17 protein-coding genes are annotated in these 19,621 nt (G+C 53.9%); 6 read left to right on the top strand and 11 right to left on the bottom strand.

What is annotated here, in order from left to right:
- Nucleotides 1–138 precede the first annotated feature (138 nt).
- From AC1RPZ_RS01070 to tnpA, 4 genes are all read right to left on the bottom strand, one after another.
- Nucleotides 139–492: an NIPSNAP family protein gene (locus tag AC1RPZ_RS01070; RefSeq protein ID WP_122737120.1), complete on the bottom strand. Its 354-nt coding sequence runs from the start codon at nucleotides 490–492 to the stop codon at nucleotides 139–141.
- A 57-nt stretch (nucleotides 493–549) separates the two neighbouring features.
- Nucleotides 550–2,115, bottom strand: a complete 1,566-nt coding sequence (gene tnpC, locus AC1RPZ_RS01065; protein WP_493133927.1) for an IS66 family transposase — start codon at nucleotides 2,113–2,115, stop codon at nucleotides 550–552.
- A gap of 61 nt (nucleotides 2,116–2,176) precedes the next feature.
- A complete protein-coding gene (tnpB, locus tag AC1RPZ_RS01060) occupies nucleotides 2,177–2,512 on the bottom strand; it encodes an IS66 family insertion sequence element accessory protein TnpB (RefSeq protein WP_493133925.1) in 336 nt (111 codons plus the stop codon).
- Complete coding sequence (tnpA, locus tag AC1RPZ_RS01055) at nucleotides 2,509–2,841, bottom strand: IS66-like element accessory protein TnpA (RefSeq protein ID WP_205347564.1); 333 nt, start codon at nucleotides 2,839–2,841, stop codon at nucleotides 2,509–2,511. The genes tnpB and tnpA overlap by 4 nt, the downstream gene beginning before the upstream one ends.
- Before the next feature lie 336 nt (nucleotides 2,842–3,177).
- Between tnpA and AC1RPZ_RS01050 the strand changes: the two genes are divergently transcribed.
- Complete coding sequence (locus AC1RPZ_RS01050) at nucleotides 3,178–3,420, top strand: AbrB/MazE/SpoVT family DNA-binding domain-containing protein (protein ID WP_493133922.1); 243 nt, start codon at nucleotides 3,178–3,180, stop codon at nucleotides 3,418–3,420.
- A 146-nt stretch (nucleotides 3,421–3,566) separates the two neighbouring features.
- On the opposite strand, the gene AC1RPZ_RS01045 is transcribed toward AC1RPZ_RS01050, so the two are convergent.
- A complete protein-coding gene (locus AC1RPZ_RS01045; RefSeq protein WP_493133920.1) occupies nucleotides 3,567–4,016 on the bottom strand; it encodes an Xre family toxin-antitoxin system antitoxin in 450 nt (149 codons plus the stop codon).
- 474 nt (nucleotides 4,017–4,490) lie between these two features.
- On the opposite strand from AC1RPZ_RS01045, the gene AC1RPZ_RS01040 reads away from it, so the two are divergent.
- The 4 genes from AC1RPZ_RS01040 (at nucleotide 4,491) to AC1RPZ_RS01025 (ending at nucleotide 6,193) form a co-directional block, all read left to right on the top strand.
- Nucleotides 4,491–5,186: a hypothetical protein gene (locus AC1RPZ_RS01040; protein WP_493133918.1), complete on the top strand. Its 696-nt coding sequence runs from the start codon at nucleotides 4,491–4,493 to the stop codon at nucleotides 5,184–5,186.
- Between the two features lie 63 nt (nucleotides 5,187–5,249).
- Entirely contained in the window at nucleotides 5,250–5,459 is a 210-nt protein-coding gene (locus tag AC1RPZ_RS01035; protein ID WP_493133916.1) for a hypothetical protein, read from the top strand.
- Nucleotides 5,460–5,557: 98 nt separating this feature from the next.
- Nucleotides 5,558–5,896: a DUF7693 family protein gene (locus AC1RPZ_RS01030; RefSeq protein ID WP_493133914.1), complete on the top strand. Its 339-nt coding sequence runs from the start codon at nucleotides 5,558–5,560 to the stop codon at nucleotides 5,894–5,896.
- A 54-nt stretch (nucleotides 5,897–5,950) separates the two neighbouring features.
- Nucleotides 5,951–6,193, top strand: a complete 243-nt coding sequence (locus AC1RPZ_RS01025) for an AbrB/MazE/SpoVT family DNA-binding domain-containing protein (RefSeq protein WP_493133912.1) — start codon at nucleotides 5,951–5,953, stop codon at nucleotides 6,191–6,193.
- Nucleotides 6,194–6,455: 262 nt separating this feature from the next.
- Here the strand turns inward: AC1RPZ_RS01025 and AC1RPZ_RS01020 are convergent, their stop codons facing one another.
- From AC1RPZ_RS01020 to zorA, 6 genes are all read right to left on the bottom strand, one after another.
- Nucleotides 6,456–8,648 carry a DEAD/DEAH box helicase gene (locus AC1RPZ_RS01020; RefSeq protein ID WP_493133911.1) on the bottom strand — a complete coding sequence of 731 codons (2,193 nt, stop codon included), beginning with the start codon at nucleotides 8,646–8,648 and terminating at the stop codon, nucleotides 6,456–6,458.
- Nucleotides 8,645–10,261 carry a HamA C-terminal domain-containing protein gene (locus tag AC1RPZ_RS01015; RefSeq protein ID WP_493133910.1) on the bottom strand — a complete coding sequence of 539 codons (1,617 nt, stop codon included), beginning with the start codon at nucleotides 10,259–10,261 and terminating at the stop codon, nucleotides 8,645–8,647. Before AC1RPZ_RS01015 ends, AC1RPZ_RS01020 begins: the two co-directional genes overlap by 4 nt.
- A 394-nt stretch (nucleotides 10,262–10,655) precedes the next feature.
- Entirely contained in the window at nucleotides 10,656–14,417 is a 3,762-nt protein-coding gene (locus tag AC1RPZ_RS01010; protein ID WP_493133908.1) for an SNF2-related protein, read from the bottom strand.
- An 11-nt stretch (nucleotides 14,418–14,428) separates the two neighbouring features.
- The gene (locus AC1RPZ_RS01005) at nucleotides 14,429–16,087 is read right to left on the bottom strand and encodes an EH signature domain-containing protein (RefSeq protein WP_493133906.1); all 1,659 of its coding nucleotides are present in this window, start codon (nucleotides 16,085–16,087) and stop codon (nucleotides 14,429–14,431) included.
- Complete coding sequence (locus tag AC1RPZ_RS01000; protein ID WP_493133904.1) at nucleotides 16,084–16,794, bottom strand: OmpA/MotB family protein; 711 nt, start codon at nucleotides 16,792–16,794, stop codon at nucleotides 16,084–16,086. The genes AC1RPZ_RS01005 and AC1RPZ_RS01000 overlap by 4 nt, the downstream gene beginning before the upstream one ends.
- Nucleotides 16,795–16,797: 3 nt before the next feature.
- Nucleotides 16,798–18,834 carry an anti-phage ZorAB system protein ZorA gene (gene zorA, locus AC1RPZ_RS00995; RefSeq protein ID WP_493133902.1) on the bottom strand — a complete coding sequence of 679 codons (2,037 nt, stop codon included), beginning with the start codon at nucleotides 18,832–18,834 and terminating at the stop codon, nucleotides 16,798–16,800.
- 380 nt (nucleotides 18,835–19,214) lie between these two features.
- Between zorA and AC1RPZ_RS00990 the strand changes: the two genes are divergently transcribed.
- Complete coding sequence (locus AC1RPZ_RS00990) at nucleotides 19,215–19,568, top strand: type ISP restriction/modification enzyme (protein WP_493133900.1); 354 nt, start codon at nucleotides 19,215–19,217, stop codon at nucleotides 19,566–19,568.
- The last annotated feature ends 53 nt before the right edge of the window (nucleotides 19,569–19,621 follow it).

Raw genomic sequence — 19,621 nt, 5'->3', positions numbered from 1 at the left:
TCAAGAAAAGCTGCAGCATGACCCTGACGCGGTAACGACTTATGCAGCACAGCCTGAACCCGAACGGTAACCGTCCGGCCAACACATCTTCCTGATCCCCGTGTTTAAGGCTACGGGGTCTGCCTTTGTCGATGTCAGCTACGCGGATCTAGATAGATCTACGGAAGCTCTGATGGCATCAATTACGTCTTGAGCGAGCGCCATAACTGTCGTTGTACTGATTTCAATCCGACTGATAATGTCTTCTCTCGGGCCCTGTTTCCAGGCATCGCTTGCGTAAAAAGCATCTTGAGATACTTGGCGATGGCTCTCGCTTTCATAGGAACGAATCAGGTGATAGCTGTCACAATCATGTAATGAGCTGCCATAAGAAACGACATCTATGCCAGCTTCTAGGTGAAGCGGAACACTTACATTCTGCATTATTTGATGAAAGTCCAATCCCGATCCTGGCTTTAAGGTGTACATCAGGATTTCAATAATTCGAGTCATTCCAAGTCTTCCATGTGGAGTTTCAACGTGAGCATCCGTACATCCCAGCTTACGTTATTAGGCGGGAGTCCAGCTATGCGGCAGCAGTTGCGTAATCTCACTCGCTCGCTGCGTCGGCAGGCGCGTAAGGACGTCCTTCAAATAAGCATACGGTTCATGCCCGTTGAGCCGCGCCGATTGGATCAGGCTCATGATCGCCGCCGCCCGTTGTCCGCTGCGTAGCGACCCTGCGAAGAGCCAGTTCTTGCGTCCAAGAGCCCACGGCCGGATCTGGTTCTCTGCCCAATTATTGTCAATGGGTACGGCCCCGTCATCAAGGTAGCGCGACAGCGCTGCCCAGCGTTTCAGGCTGTAATCCAATGCTCTGCTGATGGCTGAGCCTTCAGGCACGAGATCACGCTGGGCAATCATCCAGGCATGCAGCATATCCATCACCGGTACCGCTTTTTCTTGCCGTTTTCGGCGCCGTAAATCCGGCTCTAGGTCGTGGACTTCACGTTCGATTTCGTAAAGCAACTGGATATAACGCATGGCCTGTTCGGCGAGCTGGCTCTTGTTGGTGGCGTGCAGCTCAAAAAACTTGCGCCGCGCATGGGCCATGCAACCGATCTCGGTGACGCCGAGTTCAAAACTGGCTTTGTAGCCGCCAAAATCGTCGCACACCAGCTTGCCCTTCCAGTCTTGCAGGAAGTTACGTGCATGTTCTCCGGCGCGGCTGGGGCTGAAGTCGTAAACCACCGCTGCCAAGTCCGAGAACTGGCTAGTGGCGTAGGCCCAAACATAGGAACGGTGGGTTTTCTTTGAGCCTGGAACGAGCATCTGCACGGGTGTTTCATCGGCATGGATAACCTGCTGCCCGAGCACTACGTCCCGCAGCGCATCGACCAGAGGCTGTAACTGCACGCCAGTCACGCCAACCCATTGAGCCAAAGTTGAACGTGGAATCGCCAAGCCAGCTCGACCGAAAATCGATTCCTGACGGTAAAGAGGCAGATGGTCAGCAAACTTCGCGATCATGACGTGGGCTAGCAACCCTGCGGTCGGGATGCCCTTGTCGATGACCTGCGCCGGAACGGGTGCCTGGATCAGCGTTTCGCAGTCATCGCATACCCACTTGCCACGGACATGGCGTTCAACGGTAAACACGCCGGGCGTGTAGTCCAGCTTCTCGCTGACGTCTTCACCGATACGTTTCAGTGCGCAGCCACATGGGCAGTGGGTGTTGTCCGGTTCGTGATGGATCAGCGTGCGTGGAAACTCTGCCGGCAACGCAGTGCGCTTGGGCTTTTGCTTTTTCTCGGTCGGCGTTAGAGCTGTTTGCAGGGCTTGAAGCTCTGCTTCAATCGCCGCGATATCGGTATCGATCAAGTCATCGAGTAAACTGGCCTGCTGCGGATTCAACTGCTCGCTGCTCTTGGCAAACCTCAAGCGCTTGAGTTGTGCGATCTCGTGGGTCAGCTTCTCGATAACCGTTTGGTCGCGGTTGATCTTCTGGCCCATGGTCTCGACCGTCTTGCCCATCGTCTCGACTTGCTGGTCGAGAGTCTCGACACGCTGTATCAACTGCGCCGTCAACGCGCGCAGTTGTTCAGGATTCAGGTGGTCGAGATTAGGGAGAGTCATGGTGCCGATTTTGCCAGACCAGGCAGTTCGCGGCGATGGATCGATAGGCTAATGGCAGCCGTTAAAGCAGTGTGATCGCGCCTCTGGAGCCCGCGCGTTGCCATGGCAGGCCCAATACCAAGGCTTGAAGTTGTTCGGTATCTAACTGCATTTCAGAGCCATGGTGAATGCCTGGCCAGTGGAACTTGCCTTGATTCAACCGGCGAGCAGCCAGCCAGATCCCGAAGCCGTCATGCACCAGAACTTTCATTCGAGTGGCGCGGCGGTTGGCGAACAGATAAGCACAGTGCGGCTTCGCCGCACCAAACACCGCGATCACTCTGGCCAACGCCGTCTCGGTACCGGCGCGCATGTCCATAGGCTCGGTGGCGAGCCAGATGGAGTCGATGCGAATCATCGCAGCAGGTCTCGAAGAAAGGTCGCGCAGGCAGCAGCACTTTCGGTTGGCCAGTTCACTTTGACGGTGCCGCGTGGGTGCTGGATCTCAACGCAGATATTCGATGATGCTGCGTGCGAATTAGCTCCGGCCAGCTGCATGGGTAACGGGATAAATGCAGGTTGCAGCGCTGTTTTTTTCTGCGCTTGCACCCGAATCCATTTGTGGACGAGGTTAGCGTTGAGGCTATGGCTGAGTGCGATGCTGGCAATCGAAGCGCCGGGCTGGGCACACTCCTGAATGACCTGGGCCTTGAAGGACTTGGAGTAGGAACGGCGTTGTGGCTGCATGAAATACCCGCTTAAAAGGCTAGAACTGGTGCCCACTTAAATTTAAGTGCACACCATGTCTTGGCTTTGCGGGGCTGGGTAGATGACTTGGCCGGACGGATACCCCGAACGAAAGCCATACACCAGTAAGCCCACAATTCAGGACAAGGCATTTCACAAGGAACTCGAGCAGATGCGTGCGGATGCAGAATCGGGAGTGATGCATACGCCTAAGCGCGCACCGGAGGACGGAGGCGCTCCTAGCCTTAAGCTTGATGATTATCCTGATCTGTAAACGTGCCACTGAGAATCTACAGGCAGGAACGGCTTGCCAGCTCATAGAGACGGAGATCAAATGTGAAAAAGCCACCTATGAAAATTATGATCGAAGAATGGGATGGTGACGGTGCGATTCGAATTCCCGATGAGGCGCTGCAGGAATTGGAGCTAGACGTCGGCGACGCTGTGTATCTGATAGAGGAATTTGTCGGCAACACGCGCTGCCTCGTCCTATCAACAAAGCCTCAAATCACGGATCGAATAGACGAGCTCACTGAAGCCTGGGATAGCGCACGGATTGGTAACGCCCCGGAGAAATGAGGCAGCTGCAATGCGTCGTGATCGGCCAAATGTTGAGTGACTCGCCCAAGGCATGTGAAGACTTGGGATCGAGCCGGGCTTAAGCCCGAAGGAGCGATAGCCGTAGTAGCTTTAGCTCCACAGCCTAACAACTCGCCTATCGAATCTCACACAAGAACTCCCCTCTGCAGTCGACCGATAAGATCGAGCACAGCGTTCGTCTCCACCCTCGTCCTCAGCATCTCCAGCGGGCGCTTTGAACCGAGCCCTCGAGCCGGCGAGCTCATCCATTCTGTTGCTGCGGCGACGTCGTCCTCGAACAGGGACAATGCTTGCTCAAAGACAGTAATCAATGCGACCAAGCGGTCGCTTTCAACGGTGCTGAAGCGTCCCGTTTTTGCCCTACGTGCTAGTGATGCAGGAGATACACCGATAGCCTGAGAAATGAGCTTTCGCTCGACCTGCAGATTGTTCGCTATCAGATTGAAATACTCGTAAGGAAGGCCTCGGTGTATGAGGTCATGAAGGGTTGTGCCGCGCGAGGTCAGCCCTAAGGTTGACCAAATGTTTCCAAGCTTTGATGGGCCCGGCAGGTACTCTTTGATCGATGACAGCATTTGTACCTCCATTAGAAAAACCTAAAGCTAGCCGGGCCCTGCTGGCGCGAAGCATCGACTATAGGAAAAATGGCTCTACACGGCACCTGCTGTTATACCCTCGTTCTTGCGATGGGAAACACGGTGCACCGTCATAAATTGTCTCAGCTTAAACCCGCCCCGTTCTTGAAATCGTCTTGTTTTGCCGGTACTTCTAAGTGACCAATGTCATGCACGGAAAGCGACCATGCACGCAAGATTCAGAGTGATTGAAACCACCACACTGGACGATGGCAGCAAGCGATACAGGGTTGTTGATCTTGTAGAGGGAGGCTCAGCCAGTAAGCATGGTGTGTTCAAAGTCAGGACGGAGGCAGATGCTGTTTGCTCGACATTGAATGCTGAACACCCGAGGCAGTTGGCAGTGCGTGATGCTGCACCGTATGGCACCTACTGAGCTGGTGCAGTTGATTTAGCTATAGGGGACGTTGCCAAGTGGGAGACCTGATTGGTGAGTTGGATGGTCAGCTCGTTGATGGCTTAGAGTTTTGTGCCAAAGCCTATGCATTGTTCGAGGTGCTGAGAGCAGAACCTGGTGGCATTGAGCGTCTACGACTGAGATCGGGCAAGGATGAGAAACGTCTTTTAGACGAGATTTTACCAATCTGCCGCTATGTCCAGAACTACTACAGGCCCGGACGCTACATTTCCGTTCGTTGGGTCAACGGAAGCCAATCCTACGATGCCGAATTAACCCAGTCCGGAGACTACGTCACTCACGGGTACTATAAGCAGAACGCCTTTCTCGAAACCACTAGCGCAATGCACCCAAACGAGCATTGGGCATGGAAGCTCTTGAATCAAGGAAAAACCGCGTTTGCACCCGAAGGAATCGATGCAAAAAGAGGAACACCTCTTACGTCGGAACCAGTGGTTTTCACCAACTCCGAGCATGTGCTTGGATTCGCTCCTTTAGTCGTTTCTTCTATCAGAAGAAAAATGGGCATTCCGTACCCGGAAAATACATCGCTGGTCGTTCAGTGCCATCTGAATAATTTGTATGTGCCAAGCGATTGGCAACTACTCGTTTCTGAAGTCGAGCGTGCAGTAGTCGCAACGCCATTTTGCGAGGTGCTTCTGATCGACAGTCTTACGCAGCGCGCGACTCCATTGGCATTGCAGGCACTTTGATTCAAGTCCTCCTATCTTCAGTTTTTCCCCTGCTACGCTGACCTCTTCCACAGAGGAATGACTATGTCGAACGCAGACCTGCTCCCGTCCCTGCTATCCAAGATTTACCAAAATCAACTCGCACTCGAGGCGGCCATAATGGAGTTAACGCTGTGGGTCGAGCAGCGAGGCTCAGCGGAGGTCGCCGACAACGTTCGCGGTGCTTTGGACACAATCAGCAAGAACGAAGAGTTCATCAACATGACGCTTGCGGTGCTGATGTCGCCGGAGTGAGTAGGGTTCGAGTTTGTTAGGCTAGCCGGGGTCGTTGGCTCGAACGAGTGACACTCAATTCACGTCACTTCAAACCGCAGCTAAGCTAGGGGCAAGCGATGACTCGAACGCAGAATGATTTGAACACAACCTCTCCTCTCACCGCCCTCGAGGTCTGCCAGCTACTGACGGACGTCGCGCTGGGCAAACGCATCATGACGCGAGGTTCCATCCAGTCTTGGAGCGAGATCTATCGTGGCCTCATGCCCGTGAGCACTGATGGCTGGGTACTCACCCTTTTCAATGACTGTGACATCCTGGACTACTGCGAGTACTGCAGGTCGCCTGACGGCCGAGTCGGGACACTTGAACTCTGGCAGCGCGACGGAGCTGATCCAGTCGACCTATTGAGTACCTGGGAGCGTGAACAGCTCGAATGTTTGCTCGCTGCACTCTAAGCCTGTACGCAAAAGCACGTTACCATTACCGACCAAAAGCAATGGAGACTACACGTGAGAAAGCCACCTATGAAAATCATCATCGAAGAATGGGATGGTGACGGTGCCATTCGAATCCCCGATGAAGCGTTGCAGGAGTTGGAGCTAGATGTCGGCGACTCTGTGTATCTGATAGAAGAATTTGTCGGCAACACGCGCTGCCTTGTCCTATCAAAAAAACCTCAAATCGCGGATCGAATAGATGAGCTCACTGAAGCCTGGAATAGCAAACAGCGCGGCAGCCTTGAAGACAAATGAGGAAGCCATAAAATGCTTCGCTGAACCAGTACATTAGGCTGAACTTCAGAGCCCTCCGCCAAGCCGGTAACGCATACCTGGCACATCACCTGAAAGCGCGAGATCGAGCCGGGCTTAAGCCCGAAGGAGCAAACGTAATAGCTCAAGCTCCCCAATACTTTCAGGGATCGCAGGCCAGATTGAAAGGCTCAAAAGCATCGAACGCTATCTGCATAGCGTGCAAAAAGGCTCGCTACTGGCAACCTTAGGCGCTGCGTATCTATCAACAGAACTCCTGAGCGATACCCAGCGCACGTCTGACGAACGTCTGATCCACTTGGCCAATATCCTTCCAGGCGTCCACATTAGCCCTGAGATAATCAGCCAAGCCATCAACGCCAAGCTCCTTCGGGAATTCCACCACCGACGCCATCCGATGCAAGGTTTGAACTGGGATACCCATTTCCTCCAGGGCATTTACCCCAGGCGGAAGATGTAGATTCTCGAAGATCATCCTCAAATGGCCATAATCGATTTTGCCCCGAATGTTGCGCTTCGCCGCGTGCAGACGAACGACATCCTCCAGCAGTCCCAGCAGTTTCGGAATGGTGTATCCGAAGGTGTTGGTCACCAGCTTCAGGTCGTTGTTGAGCATGTTCGAGAGCGTGTGCTCGTCACCCTGCTCGATCCGCTGCTTCGCATACACAATCTGGCTCTTCAAATAGTCTGAATAACTCGAAGCGTTCAGGTAACCGGCCAGCTTTGCCACGACTACCTCGGTGGTTTTAGTCTGTACCCCGTTTCTGGAAAATGTGTTGGGCACTACCCGAGAGATCACCTTGGCAAAGGTCTTCAGGAACTCTGCCGCTGGCAGCCAGTGGAAAACGAGCGACGCAAATTGCTCATCCTTCAGCATCTCAACCAAGCTGTACAACTGCTCGAACTGCTCCATCCTGAAGTGGGAATGCTTTTTCACCAGATCAATGGAGAAACGGTCTTGATCGAATGCATCCTCAAACCTGTCCTGGGAATAGTCGGACAGATGATCAGGCTGCGCGCTAGCCAGGAGGTTGAGTGGTGTGTCTTCATCTTGTACGCCTAATGGGATGGCCACCTCTTGGTTGAGGTTGTCTTCCGGCACATCCTCCAAGCAGAACACCTTGCCAACGAAGTGGACACCCATACGGCCCGCACGCCCTTTGATATTGCCATGGGTGAATTTGTCGATACCACGACTGCCGTCCCGGTTGTCGTAGATGACTACATTCTTCGCGACAGTATTCACGCCCTCAATGATGGTCGAGGTGCACAGGAGAAAGCGGATGTCACCGGCATTGAAACGATCCGCCGTGTACTGCTGGAGCGCCCTGGGCAGACCACCAAAATGCAAGCCAATGCCGTTCTTTAGCGCGACGGTGTAGTCCCACTCAGGATCAAACTCTTCAGCGACCCAGTCGATGTGTTGACTCTTGAACTCCTGGCCATACCCTAGCCGGATGAGCTCCCGTGCCACTTTTCCGGCAACCCCGGAGGACTTGCAGTAAACAATCGTGGCACCTTCACACTGCTTGGCAATCTTGGCCAACGCTCTGAGCTTGCCCTTGTCGTCGTTTGCCTCCACGCCAAACGTCTGCACATCCACGGCGACCGTGTTGAAATCTGCTGAAATGAATGTGTGCTTGTATCCGAGCTCTGTTAGCCCGCGAATGCTGTTCACGAAGGGGCCGGTGAGATAGAACTGCTTCGATACCTTCAAGAGCTTACTCAAGGCGATATTAAGCTCGATAACCCGCTCATCCTTGAAATCAGTTCCGCCGCTTTTCAGTTGCCGGAAGGCCAGCTTGTAAAACTCGTCGATGACGAACAGATCGATGTCCTGGATGTCGTCACGCTCATTGACCCTCTCTTGGGTCAGGACGTATACAGCCCTGTCGGAACGGCACTCTTGTGAGCTGTGATGGATGATTTGATATTTGTCACCAAACCGATCCTGTAGACGTCGGCGGGTCTCGTCGGCCAAGGCGACTGTAGGCACGACCAGCACCACACGCTTCAGTTTCCCAAGCCCTAGGAGGGAGTCAACGATGGCGCTCTTCCCCATGCTCGTAGGAGCACTGAGCACTAGGTTGCGGCCCGCTTTCAGCAGGTCGAAGATGTGGAATTGCATCGAGTGGAACACGTACTTGTCGGAGAACGGCGTCCGATACAGGTCGAGCGCGACGCGGTCGCCGGGGGTGAGGTCAGTGAACTCTTTCTTGAGGTAGGGAAACAGACCCGATTTCCTTACCATGTTTCGCAGGATGGCAGTGTGGTCTGAAAACTTTTCGCGGGCATCCAGTGCCCTGACGATCAAGTCTCGCCCGAGATTGTTCGATACCGGGTTGGACAGGAGGGTATTGATCGCTGCCAGGTATCGGAACGCCGAAAAATCCTCACGCCCTAAGCTGAGCTTCGCCACATCATAAACATCAGTCATACGGCCTCCCTTACCTTAGCCTCAACCATCCTGGTCAACTTTTCCAAGCTCGGTGCTGGGTAGATGAAGACATCAATGACGAGCTCTGCGAAAGGCGAGTCGTGTTGCAGATCATCCGCAAACGCCTCGAAGAGCGCTGTCGTTTCCTGCTCCAGATGGTCTTCGTGCCCGGACGTCATAGGCTCAGTCAGCAGCGACGAGTCGTAGCCTACAAACAGCACGAACCGGAATCGTTCCAGGTGTTTCTCGAATGCGTGGCTTCCATCCAGAATCTCATCGATGTCATGGCGCAATAGGTAGTCATCATCCTTTATGTCGAGGATCTTGCCCCTGGCAGTGTCGAACCACTCGGAGATTTCTTCGTACAGCTGCTCTCGAATCTTCGGCAACCGCGTGGTGATGTTGGCTGCCGTTACCAACTCGCTGAAGCCGACCCATAGCTGATCGCCCTCTGGGTCACGGCGGACGATATGCACGTTCTCCAGGATCTTTTCTTCACCGTCCCCGTCCAGGTAGAGCAGGCATGGGATGGGCTGGCTCTCGTGCATTTGGCGTATCGTGGCGTGGAGTAGCACCCGCCCTAGAAAAGAACTGACGTCCGTCAATGACGCGAACACACTCGTCTTCAACCGCTGTCGCTGTTCAACGAAAGACAGCTTGTGGATGTCTGCCATTTCTTTGGGGCGAAGAAACACTTCATCCAGCCAGTTGCACACATTTTCGGCGATGTGCTTGTAGCGATAGCATTTCAAGCTGTAGTGCTGATGGAGCACCCTTCCATTTCGCTTTTTGCACGGTGAGGCGAGCGGGCTCCGAAAGGGAACGAGAATGTGTGGCAAGTCGCGTTTGACGTAAACCTTGCGCCCGGACTGCCTCTGATCCTCATCAACCAGTGCCTTGAACCAAGTGTTCAGATCAGCGCGAAGGTAGGACTTGTCATCTACGGTATAGATCCTGCGGGAAAGTGCGCCTTTGCGGGTGACCGTGTCCAAGATCCTGCGCCAGATGTCCTCCGCGCACGCCTCTGAACTCAGCAACACTCCGTGAAGATCCTGGACAGCCAGGCGGATGTTCCTCACGCCGAGCAGCTCAATCTCTCGCAAGGATCGGAAGACCTCCCACCACGTTGCATCAACCCAATCTGCAACATCCACGCCGCAGGGAGCTACGTAGTCCTCGGTTTTCATATTCAGGTACTCGATCAATTCGTCGCGCCCCTGCTTTTCCTCTCGGCCATCGCGGCTGACCCGCAAGTACTCAAGCGTCACCTTGACGGGATCTTCCGTGACGATACGAAATTTTCTCGGCACTTTGAGGCCAGGCTCGCTCTGCATGGATTTGTGCAGAATGGAACTGCAGGGGATCTTGGTCTTCCCGGTACCGGTGGAGAGGACGACAAGATGGGATCTGTCCCAGCGTGCTTTCGTGGTGGTTTTCACCTGCACGAATTCGACGAAGTCATCGCAGACAATGTCGATGTCGTCCGTGACCTCGCAGCGAATACGTTGGATGGACTTGTCACGCAGCATGCGGGTTACATGATAGGCGGCAACACAATCCTGAAAGATGAAGCCGTGCTTGGCGGCAACTCCGCCAGCGTCATTAGGTTCCATCTCGACTTCCATGGCATGTATGGAGTGGAATCTATGGGAATAACTGCCCCCAGTCCACACCATTAGTGGCGTTTTGCCCTGCGCTCATCGACAGAGATAAGCTGGATATCGCATTTCAGACCGTCTCGATGAGTTGAGGATAGGTAAACCCCCAGAGACCGTAACGCGGATTACGCCGCAATTATCCAGAGCAGTTCGGCCCCTGACCTGTTGTTCAAAATAGGTCACCTGTCTTGTCGGCTTTGATCTTCTCGCTAGGTCGAAGCTACCCCGACGATCAGTGCAGATGAGTACCGTGTAGTGGTCAACTAATACCGGACACCTCGATAGGTGCGATGTCCAACGTCCCGATCTCTGATGATCAGAGAGTCCCCCCGACGTTCCATCTCTAGCGCTATACAGGATCAGTTTGCCGCCATTCGGAATACAGCATCTTCTCCACTTCCTGCATCGTGATGGGGTACTTTTCCAACAGCTCTCTTAGGCTGTTCTGATCTAGCAGCTCTACCGAATTCAACGCGGCGTGCTCATGAGCCTGACGATTGAAGAACTGATTCGTAAAGCAAACCTTTTCAAAAATCACATTGGGGTGACGACGTTTATAGAAGGCCTCACCTGTCACCACATCCTTGACAGCCTCCCAGCTCAACATGGCGCCGTTTGTGCCACTGGTTTTTGCCTGCACCAACTGGCCCCTTCCTTCCCCTAGAGCCACCATATCCACGCCGTTGTCGTTGCTTCCTGGAGTTCGGTAGCACGAGTAACCGCGCTTAGCCCACAGCACACCGGCTAGACATTCGAAATGCTGCCACCCCATACGGAGTGCCATGTCGAGGTCGACACGCTCGTCTATACCCTCTTGATTGGCGTTCGGCACTACATCCACCAAGTTGAAGTCGCCTGGGCTGACATCACCAGCGCCATTGAGCATGTCCTCTGCCAATCCCCGCTTGTAGGCAAGCAACTGATCGAGCTTGACATCGAAGGTCGTGAAGTCATCGGCCCGAACAACGGGGTAGTACACATAGACATCTTTTTTCTGGCCGATTCTATAGGCCCGATCTGTCGCTTGATCTTCCTTTGCGGGATTCCAAGTACGGGTGTAGTGCACCACATGGTTCGCTGCCTGGATGTTCACACCGAAGCCAACCGCTACTGGAGAGAGAATCAGCACACCGAACCCGCCCGACTCCTGAAACGCTTTGATGCGTTTCTGGCGACTATCGGCGTGCCTCGTCGATGCGCTGGTATCGCCATTGATAATGTCAGGTTTGTAGCCAAATTCCGTTTCAATATAGTGCTGAAGTAGTCGCTGAATCTCTCGGAATTCGCAGAAAACGATGGCCTTCTCACCTTTGGCCTTAATGTTTAGCAATTGAGTCAGAAGCCAGTCGAGCTTCGGAGCCTTGCGGCGGTAATCGTGGGTGGGCTCAGGCTTGAACACATTCAGACCATGTTGCCGCGGATCCGTACAGATCAGACGGAGGTAGTGCAGCAGGCCCAGGTGATTCTTAAACGGCGATGGAGATTCAGCATCGGCACGTCGCTTAAAGCTCTCCACCGCCTTGGCATAGAGGATACGTTGCATTTCCGAGAGCCGAAGACTGCGACATTCTTCGACGATGATCTTCCTAGGCAAATCCTTAGCCACGTCAACCTTTAGCCGACGCAGTATTTGCGGCGCAATACGGGCGCGCAGTTCATCAACACGCGCATTTTCTTCGTCGGTCTTCGCTTCGATAGGTTTTCGATACCGCTGACCAAAGTCATTCAGCGAACCGAGCAGGCCTGGTTGGACATAATCGAACAAGCACCATATGTCAGCCAGCGTGTTTTCCACCGGCGTTCCTGTGCAAGCGATCTTGAATCCAACCTGCTGTTTCTTCGCTGCTCGAGTGATCATCGCAGCAGGATTTTTGATGCGTTGGGCCTCGTCGCACACCATGAGTGACCATTTCTGCGAGGCAAATGAGAACTCAAGGTCACGAAGCGTCTCATAGGTTGTCAGCACAATCTTGGCGTGACCTACCCAGTTTGGTGTCAGAAACTTAACTAACCCATCTTCAGATTGCAGTCGCTGATCAACTTGAGAGCGCGGTACACGTAACGGCGTGAGTGAATCACCATAAGCCATCAGGATAGAGAACGTGCCAGGCTCAAAGAACTTCTCTGCTTCTTCCTCCCAGTTCTCCAGCAACGAGACGGGTGCTACCACCAGCATCGGTTCGATAACTGGATCGCATTCGATGAGATAAGCCATCAAGGCTAAGAGCTGGAAGGTCTTGCCGAGCCCCATATCGTCAGCCAACACCGCGCCGCGCACCTGGTACTCGGCCTGCAAGTCATATAAATGCTGCATCCATGCCAGTCCTGCTCGCTGATGAGGAAGCAGAGTGAACTTGGCACGGATGGCTTTAGGCAGCCGGGGCTGCGCAGGGACAGCTTCAAGCGCTTCGCGGCGCAATTCCTCGTAATCGAGCGACTGTATATTTGCCCTCAAGATAAGTTGCTTGTGGGCGACCTGATCAGCACTCCTGGTGGGACGACGATCTTCTCCTGGATCGAATGTGCCCTCATCAAGCTCCTTAAAGACCTCCTTAAAGGTATCGGTGATCCGCTCTGCCTCCTCAAGTGAGATTGCTGTAGGGAGCCACGGTGGGTGAACAGTTTCCTCACCTGCAGTCCTAGCTTTCTTGACAGCTTCCTCCAACCTATCGATGGCCTTCCTGTCGGTGGGAACCGCTAACGGTTCGGCGGCACCATCCGGTAGATAGACCACAACGGGCATGACGTTTTCTGGAAACCAGCCCTCATCATCCTTTTTCTTGGCGATATAGGGCGAGTAGTACGGTTTCTCAACGCCAATGGATTCGATGCGTGATGAGTAGCCACTGAGATCATGAACTTGAGCATAGGAAACGAGGGTGGGTGGTGCCCGTCTTTGCTGTAAGGCGATTTTCAGTTCTTCGATATGACGTGGTGTATCGCCTTGTATCTCCAGTTCATATCCATTCCAGCTGATCAGTTGGTAGCCTAGACTGAATGCACGATCCGCAATGTTTATGAACGAAGACAACGGTTCATCATCCAGCCACTGGGTTTCAGATGAGGTAGGGCCACTTAGACTGGCGGTTTCGACAAGCAGTCCGATACGGAGCGGATATCCCGAGGCGTCCCGCTTGAAGGTTGGCACGAACCGCTCGTAGTTGAGTCCCGCCGCCTCCCGGGCCTGCTCGAATTGGGACTCGACGATGACATCAACCGCATTGTCACCCAAGGTGGCATAGGGATTGAGCAAAAAGGCTTGGGCACGGGATCCTGCGACTCGCCGGCCAGGCAGGCGCTTGATCTCCTGGAGGACAGTACGCACTTTGGGTGTCACCAGCACCTGTACGATGCCGTCAGGCGTAACGATATCGTAGCGATCCCGCACATCGCGGCTGCGGTCGAACGCGTCCAACCAGCCGGATGGCGCACCAGCGAAACCGGGCTCAATCTCGACCACTCGATCATCGGCCACCGCATCGGACTGCCGCAGACCAATCTCGAGCTTCTCCGGCGCTAGGACAACCGAGCGATATAGGAAATCATCGAGACGGGCATTGGCGGCCAATGCCAAAGACCGAATCCGGCTCCAGGCTTGGCGGTGGGATAGATCGTCCCGCTCATCTTCAGAGCGTCTTGCGAAGCTAATCACTTCCTTGAAGAGTTGCCACTGCTCCGAGCTCATCATTTCGAACTGCTCATCACGCGACATCAACGGGCCGGTCATTTCACATTGAGATTCCCGCCCATCCCCGAATTCCCAACCGGCAACCACCACCAAGAAGTCCCGGTCAGTCAATGAGTGGTTGCTTCGAAGCAATTGCCTAGCTCCAGTAAGCGTAGGCAGCATGAGCAATTCCGACAATGCCACATACTCAGGTCGACTGGTCGCCGTGTAAAACTCGTCCCATCCAAGCAGGTAGCCATCCGCTGTATCCAGCACCAAGCCGTCATCGACGAGCTGAGTCAGGAAGCCGTTCAGCAGCGAGCTTTCGACCCGGATACCGCCTTGTCCTTCGACACGAGAAAGCACAACCCCAGCGGGTAACAAACGCCTGCGCCAGAGTGCGGAGTTGCTGGATTCTTTCGACTTCCTGAAGATATTGAGCATTCGATCCCTCCTTACTTCCACCACCCCTTGCCGGCCTTGTAACGGAACCCCCAATGAGTCAGAACTTCAGAGACACGGGTGTCATCCACATTAGCCCGCACCCAAAGGCAGCCGCCTTGATGAGTTTTGTCCTCAACATGCAAGCCATGCTCCTTTACCAAGCTATCTAGTGCCATGCGACTGTACAGTTGTGCCCCATGGCTATGGGTAGCGGAATTGGAACGGCTGGCATGAGTGATTGGCGGGTTGTCCGAGACAAGTTTGGTCTCAGGTTTTATGCCGAATTTCTGCTTCATCACTCCCTCAAACCTTTGCTCCCACTTTGCCCAACCACGTATTCCGTTTTGATGCTGCAACCACAACACGCTATGAGGCGACTTATGCTTTAGGGAATTCGGGGCGTCAATTGCTAGGCGAAGAGTTTTTGTCGAATCAAACGGCAATAATTTGCTAGCGTCGTAGCCATACAGTGCATTCCCCATACCACTGAATTCGACTACGACCAGATCGCCCATTCTCATGATGAATGCGTTGTTCGTACCGGATGCGTCCAGATCGCAGATGAGCCCCTTCATCTTGTCGCGCAGCATAACGAAGTCCCTCTCTCGTGAACTCCTAGCGGTCGAACCTAGGGCAAACTCGATATGCTGAATTGCCTTGACGTAGCGCTTCCAGAAATCCATGCGCCGGCGATCCCCAAGTCCATCCTCGGCAAGTTTCGTGAAGAACGTCTCGATGAATTCAAGCTTGAGCCAATCGGCGACCATCGTCCGTGCTGCGTGAACAACGGCCCCCCAGCGTGTTTCGTTCGAAGGAAGCCATGGGTTGCCCCACCATTGAACCGAAGCCTCCCGAAGCCCCTGATGCAGGTGAGCTCCCGGAACATTCACATAGCGATCCAGGATCAAGGAGAGCCCCCTATCGCGTAGCATCACGTTGTTGGCCAACAACTCCAGAAGGCGCGGCATGAGCTCCTGGAACTGCTCATGACCAAGCTGAGTCGCACCACGCACCTGTGCGAGTACAAGCTCTCGAAGAAACCAAGAAGCTTTGCCGATTCCGAGTTGTTCGCATAGGTGGTCAATCGCACCAACATCTCCCCTCAGCAGTGCTTCAACGTAGGGCTCGCAAGGACTGTCGCCGAATAGCTGTCGATTTCCAATCGCCGTTTCGACCCACTCGGGGTTGATCTGAGTATCGTGAATCAGGCTATTCCGATCCTGCAGGTAATCGCGAAGGAGTTTCCAGTTATTGCGTCCGGCGGGAGGAACCGAGTCTGACAACGCGTCGTAGCTGAAGTAGCTCCTGACCAGTCCTTGGTAGAAGCGGCGGTACGCCGGTGGCTGGTAGTTCCAGTTGTCCGCGCGATCTAAAACCCGCTGGAGTCGAGGACGATCGTCGAGTACACACAGACCCATCGGGTGATATGGCAGACACAACCCCCATGAGAGCAAATAGGTGTCCCGGAAAGATGGCTCTTCCTGACTGTCCCAGAAGCGCCGTACAGCTTCGAGCTGATGATCCTCTGAGACCGATCTAGTAGTTTTCGACTTCGCACGAGAAGCCATCTCCGCTAGGACATCATCAATTCCAGAGAAGGTCTGCATGGGCTTGGCACCTTCTTGGATGCCAACCTGCAATAGTGCTACGAGATAATCGAGCCTGCTCATCGCAATGCGCACTCCCCGAAATTTTCGGAAGCAGCACCCGCACCGGCACGCTGTTCACCAATACCGAGAAACTCGATGCGCATCTCTACACGGCGGCTCTCTTCGTCACTGTCCTTGCTCGAATTGAATGAATAACCGCCGACAAGAAACAGACTGCGCACATCCAGTTTCTGTGTATTGCTCAGTAAATTGGGGCCTGAGTTTGTGAACATCGTGCAGAGCACGCGCTGACTACGCTGCAGGCTCAGATTGAGGTTGCTAAGGTATGAGCCCGTCTTATCGGTATAGCCTTCCACCACTATTCGCTTGAGTACGCGCTTTCCAAGTTCGTCATTCGCAAGGGTCAGGATCTCAGGAACGAACTGACGCAAGACGTTTTCCTGATCCACAGACAAATTGGACTTACCGAATGCGAAGCGGGCCCGGTCACCGAAGTCGATTACCCGTCGCTCTTTGTCGATCTTTATTCCGTCAAAACGCCTGGCGGCTTCAGTGAAACGCTCCAGGATGAGTTCGATATCCTGACGATGCAATTCTTCCTGTTTCTCTCGCTCGGTGACGTTCTTGGTGACGGCCAGTAATGCCACCCCCATCACGACAAGGAACAAAACCATGAGAGCAGTCATCAGATCGGAAAAAGAAATCCAAAATGGTTTCTCTGCTTCGTCTTTACCTCCGCGTTTAATGACAATCTTGGCTCCGAGCATCGCTTACCCCCTAGCCGAAGTCAGCGTGCCAGTTGATGCAAGAGTCAACTCAAGCTCTACTAGCGATGACGACAGCAAGCCCACCGCAGCAGTGAGTTTGGTGTGGAACTCGAGGTTCGCTTTGTCAAGCGTCCGTTTGACCTCCTCAGCGAACGAGGCATGTGCATCACCGAGAACACGACTAATCCCATTGAGGTATTCATCGGCCTGCTTCTGGGCCGTGGCCAGCAGGTTCGCAGACCCTTCGATACGATTGAGAATGTCGGCGGTCAATGTCGCTTCTTTACGAGCCCCTTCGACCGTGGCCCGTAGCTCGGCGAGCATCGATACCACTGCTTCACGCTGCCCCTGGTAGTCGCGCAGCAGTTCTTGCATCGTTGAAGCACCGGCGTTGAGGGAGTTCGAAGCTTCCGATAGCTTCACGGAAACGTCAGCGGCATGCTCCATGACACCGGCGACACGTTCACCCGCTAATGCAAAATCCTTCGAGGCCGTGCCGAGGAGCTCAGCACTGGTTTCCATCTTGCCGATGGAGGTACTCGTCGCTTGGGTCAGAGCCGCCACATTCTGTGCCATATAAGTCGATGCCTCGCTCATCTCCTTTATGGCGACCTCGACCGACTCCGACATCCCATCAACGGCACTTTGTGCACGTTCGGCCATGGATTGCTCACGAGCCCGATTGCCATCGAACACCTGCGCTTGAGATTCGCTCAACGTTGCGAGCATGCCAGTAACTTGAGTACCTATGGCTTCCATAGTGGTCTGAAGTTTCTGGCTGGTTTCGGACTGGGAGGTAGAGACCAATTGGCGGATCTGCTCGACGAATGCAGCAGACTGTTCATTCATCGCGTCCTGCCGAACCTCCATCTTCTCGATGGCTTGGGCCATTCGATCTGCCATAGAGTCAGTTGATCGGCGACTGGATTCCTCAATATTTTCAACCAGTGACTTCAGCGTAACGACCGCATCCTGAATGCTTCGAGCCGTTTGCTGATTTAAGTCGCTGAGTCCCGAGATCTGCCCACCGAATAGGTCGTTCAGGCGCTGGCTGAAGCTCGCCATCACATCTTGTAGTATCTGTGCCGCCGTTGCGCTCTGATCTCCGCTGGCGGTTTTCACTGTCTCGGCAATATCCTGCAGCGGGCCTCTCAAACTTTGTTGGATGCCTTCTACAATGGTAGCGCCCAGCGCCTCGTTGTCCTGCCGTGACGCTTCCGTGAGTCGGTCAACCAGTAGTGTTTGTTGCTCCTTCGACGACGCGATCTGAGCATTGGTAAGCTCTCGCAGTAACTCCCCCAACTCCGTGACCAACGCATCTTTTAGAATTTTAGATTGGCTGGCAGAGTCTTCCGACGCTTTGACCAGCCTGGAAAGGTATTCTTCACCCGCACCAGAGTCGAAACGGGCATCGATGTCATGCGAGATTTCTTCAGTGCGGCGGTACAGAGACGCAAGGAGGAGCTTCTCAAGCAACGTCACCAGCATGGCCGCAGTAATGGCTGCGGCAGAGATCAGGAATGCCTCGCCAACAAGATGCATCAGCGTTTCAAGGCTGGAGCGAACCGTCGCTGCGTTCTCGCTCACTTGGAACTGCCGTAGCCCTTCGATCAAGCCAGAAAATGTTCCAATAATTCCGATACCAGTGAATAACCCTGGCAGGTGTTTAAAGAACTCAGATCGCAGGCGGCTATCTACAACGAACTGACTGTTGAAGAAGAGCTCTGCCGGCACCGTGGCTCTCACTGCGGAGACAACGGACTGACCGTCGCGGTCTTCGTGTTGGAAATGAAGTGAGTCCTGATATTCCTTCCACAGATGGGATAAACGCTTATCCCCCGCGAACACCTTCTTGAATTCGGCAGCGAAGTTTTGAGATGAAAACTTCGCTATACGTCGCTGTATTCTTCGCAATCGAAACCAATGCAGCACTCCGGGAACCAGAAAGAAGAGGAGAAATGCGACGACAAGAATGACCAGGATGGAGGCCACAACGAGCAAAATCGTTGGCGCGGATCCTATCAGCGCTTGGATGTTCACTTGGACTTTTCTCCCTGATGGCTTTCGGCCTTAGGCCCGGTCGGGGCCTAACTCCCATGCTCCTCGCAATACACAAAGAGCAATATTTCAGCGTGTTTGCAAAGGGGGGGCGCTCACGGGCCGCCGCTTCTTCGAGCAGGTACTTAAAGCGTGGGGATACTCTGAAACTGACAGAGACCTTTCCCTCAAACATGGCCGTTTGCTTTACAAATGTATAGCTCATTGAATCGTCCCTGGTTTTGTAGACACGCCTGAAGAGCTTCTTTTGGCCGTTTTCTGCCTGGGCGATTGAAAAAAAAATCTAAACGAAGCTGAGGCCGCTGAGGACTGAAGAGTTCGCGCGCCACAATCGACCCACACTGGGGCTAGATCGCGGAAGCTTGCCCCACCTAAAGGGCCTGTTGGATAGCTGGAGTTACGCCCTCGTAGATTTGAAATTGCCCGCAGGCTTCGACTTGAGATTGGAGCGTGGGAATCTACGCTGGTATCGGCACTCCAAAAAAGGCGACAAGACCACAGTGATCTACAATCAGCGCATCACTCTACGCGGCATCCCACTTGAGGCATGGGACTATGTGGTCAACGGCAAGGCCGCGCTGGACAGGGAGATGGAGCGCCAGTACGTAAAAAGGAAAAAGCCAGCGGTATCGTCAGCGACACAACAATTGGGCCATAGAAAACTATGGGCAACTCTAAGCACCCACGGGAGCTGCTCCTGCGTGTGGTGGCGGTAAGTTTGGAAACCCAAAAGGTCGAAGGCACTGCCTGCCCTCAACATCGAATAGGA

This window comes from Pseudomonas sp. GW822-FHT02D10 (assembly GCF_058802345.1).
Note: the sequence above shows the minus strand (reverse complement) of the source record. Positions and strands in the feature narration are given on the sequence as shown.

Bases quoted from the DNA above. Each gene is read 5' to 3' on its own strand.
- AC1RPZ_RS01070 (WP_122737120.1), bottom strand. From the start codon at position 492: ATGACTCGAATTATTGAAATCCTGATGTACACCTTAAAGCCAGGATCG.
- tnpC (WP_493133927.1), bottom strand. From the start codon at position 2,115: ATGACTCTCCCTAATCTCGACCACCTGAATCCTGAACAACTGCGCGCG.
- tnpB (WP_493133925.1), bottom strand. From the start codon at position 2,512: ATGATTCGCATCGACTCCATCTGGCTCGCCACCGAGCCTATGGACATG.
- tnpA (WP_205347564.1), bottom strand. From the start codon at position 2,841: ATGCAGCCACAACGCCGTTCCTACTCCAAGTCCTTCAAGGCCCAGGTC.
- AC1RPZ_RS01045 (WP_493133920.1), bottom strand. From the start codon at position 4,016: ATGCTGTCATCGATCAAAGAGTACCTGCCGGGCCCATCAAAGCTTGGA.
- AC1RPZ_RS01035 (WP_493133916.1), top strand. From the start codon at position 5,250: ATGTCGAACGCAGACCTGCTCCCGTCCCTGCTATCCAAGATTTACCAA.
- AC1RPZ_RS01030 (WP_493133914.1), top strand. From the start codon at position 5,558: ATGACTCGAACGCAGAATGATTTGAACACAACCTCTCCTCTCACCGCC.
- AC1RPZ_RS01020 (WP_493133911.1), bottom strand. From the start codon at position 8,648: ATGACTGATGTTTATGATGTGGCGAAGCTCAGCTTAGGGCGTGAGGAT.
- AC1RPZ_RS01015 (WP_493133910.1), bottom strand. From the start codon at position 10,261: ATGGAACCTAATGACGCTGGCGGAGTTGCCGCCAAGCACGGCTTCATC.
- AC1RPZ_RS01010 (WP_493133908.1), bottom strand. From the start codon at position 14,417: ATGCTCAATATCTTCAGGAAGTCGAAAGAATCCAGCAACTCCGCACTC.
- AC1RPZ_RS01005 (WP_493133906.1), bottom strand. From the start codon at position 16,087: ATGAGCAGGCTCGATTATCTCGTAGCACTATTGCAGGTTGGCATCCAA.
- AC1RPZ_RS01000 (WP_493133904.1), bottom strand. From the start codon at position 16,794: ATGCTCGGAGCCAAGATTGTCATTAAACGCGGAGGTAAAGACGAAGCA.